5 protein-coding genes are annotated in these 3,461 nt (G+C 65.2%); all 5 read right to left on the bottom strand.

The annotated features are described in order from the left end of the window. On the bottom strand, window positions 1-134 hold a 134-nt coding region (locus Q0071_RS13495; protein ID WP_298170249.1), incomplete at its 3' end, for a 3-keto-5-aminohexanoate cleavage protein. Window positions 135-136: 2 nt separating this feature from the next. Beyond that, on the bottom strand, window positions 137-1,378 hold the full coding sequence (locus Q0071_RS13490) for an acetyl-CoA hydrolase/transferase C-terminal domain-containing protein (protein WP_298170246.1): 1,242 nt from the start codon (window positions 1,376-1,378) through the stop codon (window positions 137-139). A gap of 19 nt (window positions 1,379-1,397) precedes the next feature. Then, a complete protein-coding gene (locus Q0071_RS13485; protein ID WP_298170244.1) occupies window positions 1,398-2,189 on the bottom strand; it encodes an enoyl-CoA hydratase-related protein in 792 nt (263 codons plus the stop codon). Between the two features lie 50 nt (window positions 2,190-2,239). Then, window positions 2,240-3,001 carry an SDR family oxidoreductase gene (locus Q0071_RS13480; RefSeq protein WP_298170241.1) on the bottom strand — a complete coding sequence of 254 codons (762 nt, stop codon included), beginning with the start codon at window positions 2,999-3,001 and terminating at the stop codon, window positions 2,240-2,242. A 25-nt stretch (window positions 3,002-3,026) separates the two neighbouring features. After that, on the bottom strand, window positions 3,027-3,461 hold a 435-nt coding region (locus Q0071_RS13475; protein WP_298170238.1), incomplete at its 5' end, for a MarR family transcriptional regulator.

Genomic DNA, 3,461 nt, shown 5'->3' with positions numbered 1-3,461 from the left:
GCCGCACCAGCGTCCGCTGCGCCGAGCGCGGCTTCGGCAATCTCCTGCGCGGTGACGGGAAGGTGCGGTGACATCGACGGAGTGTGGATCGAGCCCGTAACCGCGCAGCTGATGATGACTTTGTGCTGTGCCACGTTCAACTCTCCTGCAGGGCCTGCATGGCATCGCGCCAATGCCGGGCCAAAGTCTCGCGGGTATGGGGCGCGGCGATGCCGATCAGCGCCTGCGCGCGCGCCTCGTGCCCCAGATTGCGCAGATCCGCCGCGCCATGTTCGGTTACGACCACATCGACATCGAAACGCGAGAGCGAAACCGGACCGTGCCCTCCGCCTGCCGGAACAATGCGGCTGGCAGTCCCTGTCTCCGACGGCAGCGCGATGATCCTCAGACCGCCTGCGGCCCTTGCGCCGCGCGCGTAGTCGCCCCCGCCGCCGGGTCCCGACAGGAACCCCCGCGCCGAAGCTTCTGCATGGATCTGTCCGTAAAGATCGACTTCCATCGCTGAATTGATCGTGACGAACCGCTCGATTGCGCCGAGCGTTGCCGGATCGTGGGTGACACTGACCGGGCGGAACTGGAAATGGGGATCGCCGAGCCTGTCATAGAGCGCGGTGCTGCCGATCGCGACCCCGACCAGTGCTGACGGGCCGTCTGCCATCGCGCCCGAGCGCACGAGTTCCAACGCACCATCGCCGATGAGGCCCGTGTGGAGCCGCAGGCCGCGATGGCCCGTGAGCGCGCGGAGCACGGCATCAGGTATCTTGCCGAGCCCGGTTTGAACCGTCGCCCCATCGGGGATGAGCGGCGCGACGTGGGCGGCGATAGCGAGGCTCGTCGCGTCCTCTCCGCTGGCCATCGTGCGCAGCGGCTGCTCGCTCTCGTACCAGCCGGTCAGCTCTGCAAGTGGAATGCCGGGATCACCCGGCGTGCGCGGCATCAGCGGATTGATGTGGGCAATGCGCACCGGAATCTCGCGCCACAGGGCCGCGATAAACCCGGTTTCCGCGCCGAAGCTGCAATTTCCCTCGGCATCGGGCGGACTGCACATGAACAGCGCTGCGGCCGGCTTCTGCTGGCGATAGAGCGCCAGGATGTCTTGATAGCACAGCGGCAGGAACTGGCTGCGCGCCCCTTCGCCGCGAAGTTCCGGCGTCTGGAAAAATGTCAGGACGCGCGCGTCATGCCCTGCGCGCCAGACCGCCTTGTTGAGTCCGGGGACAAAGATGCCAGTGAACGTCATGGCACCCAGTGCTCTACCGGCGGCGGCAACCTCGGCGATCAGCAGATCGGATTCCGCCGAGCAGGAGGAGACCAGCGTGTGCCCGCCAGGTGGCAAAACGCCGGCTAAGTCTCCGGGGCGCAGCTGGCGCTTGGTCATTTGCTGCGCCCCAGTCCGGTTACTTGACGTATTTGTGGAAGTCCGGCGTGCGCCGTTCCTGGAACGCGCGCATACCTTCCTTCGATTCCTCAGTGTCGTAAAACAGCTTCACCGAATTCAGCGCCATCATCGAAATGCCGCGAATGTTGTCGCTGTCGGCATTGAAGCTGCGCTTGGCCAGCGCCAGCGCCGTAGGCGAACGCTGGCCGAGCATCTCGGTCCACTCATCGACCGCTGCGTCGAGCTCGGCGGTCGGAACGACCTTGTTGACGAGGCCCATCTCGAGCGCTTCCTGCGCCGAGTACTGCAGGTTCAGGAACCACATTTCGCGCGCCTTCTTGTCGCCGACGTGGCGGGCAAGGAACGCGGTGCCCCAGCCCGCATCGACCGAGCCGACCTTGGGGCCGACCTGGCCGAACTTGGCCGTGTCGGCCGCGATGGTGAGGTCGCAGAGCGTGGCAAACACATTACCGCCGCCAATCGCGAAGCCGTTGACGCGCGCAATCACGGGCTTGGGAATGTCGCGAATGATCGACTGGAACTCGTCGATCGGCAGGCCGACAATGCCGCGGCCATCGTACTGGCCGTCCTTCGCGCTCTGGTCACCGCCCGTGCAGAAGGCCTTGTCGCCCGCGCCGGTCAGCACAACCGACGAGACATTGCGATCATCGGCCGCCAGTTTGAACGCCGCGATCAGTTCTTCGATCGTCTGCGCGCGGAAGGCGTTGTAGAGCTTGGGACGGTTGATCGTGACCCATGCGGCGCGGCCGCGCACTTCATAGAGAATGTCTTCGAATTCGGGGCTGCTCATTGGGCATCCTTTCCTGTTATCTTTTGGCCTGCGGTCGGTCTTCGCGCCGATCAGACCATGTTCATGCCGCCGGAGACCGAGATGGCCTGGCCGGTAATGTAGGCGCCGTCGTCCGAGGCGAGCAGCGCGACGATCCCGGCATAGTCCTCGGGCTCGCCCATGCGGCCGAGTGGGATGCCGCGCTCAAGCGCTGCCTTCCACTTTTCGGCCTCGGGGCCCGTGCCGGCGACTTCGGCCATCATCGGGGTGTTGGTCGGGCCCGGGCACACGGCGTTGCACAGCACGTTCTTGCGCGCGAGTTCGCGGGCGATCGACTTGGTAAAGCTGATGAGGCCGCCCTTGCACGCCGAATAGACCGCTTCCATCGCGGTGCCGACCTTGGCGGCATCTGACGCGATGTTGATGATGCGGCCGCCGCCATGCTCGACCATCTTTCCGGCCACCGCATAGTGGGTGTTGAGGTTGCCTGTCAGGTTGATGGCGATGACTTTGTCCCAGAATTCGGGCGTGGTCTTGAGGAACGGGGCAGGGCGGTCCCAGCCGGCATTGTTGACCAGCGTCCAGATCGGGCCCAGTTCGGCCTCGACCGCCTCGACAGCGGCCTGAACGGCGGGCAGATCGCTGACATCAAGCTGCCATGTGCGAATGGTGGCACCATCACCCGCCAGTTGCGCGGTCTCTTCGCCCGCTGCCATGCTGAGGTCGAAGATCGCGACCTTGCAGCCTTCCGCCGCGAGCCGCAGTGTCAAGGCGCGGCCAATGCCTTGTCCGCCGCCGGTGACAATGGCGACCTTTCCGTCCAATCCTCTCACGTATTCCTCCATTCGGACTTGGCGGTCAGAGATCGAAGTCCTGTCCGCCCTCTGCTTCTCCGCCAGCCAGATCGAGCAGGCGGTTCTTGATTTTCACGAGCACAAGCGCGGCAGCGTCGAGTTCATCCTCGCTGACGGTCGCCAGAATGTCGGCCTCGACCGCGTCAACGCTTTCGCGGATGGTCGAGACCAGCTTCAGCCCGGCGCGGGTGAGGAAGACCCGGCGTGCGCGCGCATCGCGCTCGTCAGCGCGCCGTTCGACAAAACCGCCGGATTCCATCCGGTCGATCAGGCCGCCGATCGCTACCTTGGTCAGGTCAAGGTCGGCTGCGAGTGCGGTCTGGGTCATGCCGTCGCGGCGCGAGAGGAAAGCCAGAACCCACCACTGCGAGCGCGTTAGCCCGAGCGGCTTGAGCGCACGGTCAACCACGATTCGTCGCAGCCGCGAGACATCATGGAT

Source organism: Novosphingobium sp., assembly GCF_027486195.1.
GTDB lineage: Bacteria > Pseudomonadota > Alphaproteobacteria > Sphingomonadales > Sphingomonadaceae > Novosphingobium.
Note: the sequence above shows the minus strand (reverse complement) of the source record. Positions and strands in the feature narration are given on the sequence as shown.

Excerpts from the sequence above, each read along its gene's own strand:
- Q0071_RS13490 (WP_298170246.1), bottom strand. The coding sequence starts at position 1,378 with ATGACCAAGCGCCAGCTGCGCCCCGGAGACTTAGCCGGCGTTTTGCCA.
- Q0071_RS13485 (WP_298170244.1), bottom strand. The coding sequence starts at position 2,189 with ATGAGCAGCCCCGAATTCGAAGACATTCTCTATGAAGTGCGCGGCCGC.